Source organism: Terrabacter sp. P2_E3 (assembly GCF_056403915.1).
The window spans coordinates 1-550 of sequence record NZ_JBFUEN010000035.1 but is presented as its reverse complement, the minus strand read 5'-3'; the positions used below and the strand labels follow the sequence as shown (position 1 = coordinate 550).

Genomic DNA, 550 nt, shown 5'->3' with positions numbered 1-550 from the left:
TAAGGAGCAACTCGCCCAGGCCGTCATGGTCTGTGGCGCAGTGGCCTCGCCACCGACGCATGCTCGGTGGGGGGTGCTCAAGGGTGGAACATCGATTACTTGACACCGTCCTGGTGTCTCTCACAAGTACAAGCCGGCAGCTCCCYTCGCGGGGGTTGCGTCCCCTTCCGGGGGGTGCGGCAGTGGAACGTGGGGGATGGCGGGTGCGGTGTCTGACACGTTGTTGGGTCCTGAAGGATCGGACGACACGTGCCGGCTCGAGCTGGCCTGGCCCCTTTTYGGGGGTCTGGTTGGCTCGGGTGGTGTGTGTGGGCTGGTTTTTCTGGTTGTGGGCCTCATCGAGATCGCGAGCTGTGCTTGTGGTGGGTGTGGGGTGCCGGTTGTATTTTGAGAACTTCACAGTGGACGCGAGCATCTTTGTAGTGTCAAGTTTTTAAGGGCACACGGTGGATGCCTTGGCACCAGGAACCGAAGAAGGACGTAGGAATCTGCGATAAGCCTCGGGTAGTCGATAACCAGACTGTGATCCGAGGATTTCCGAATGGGGAAA

General features: G+C 59.9%; 1 rRNA gene. It reads left to right on the top strand.

Features of this window, described 5'->3' with window-relative positions:
* Window positions 1-423: 423 nt before the first annotated feature.
* Window positions 424-550: ribosomal RNA gene (locus tag AC1DW8_RS22625) — 23S ribosomal RNA — on the top strand; the annotation flags it as partial.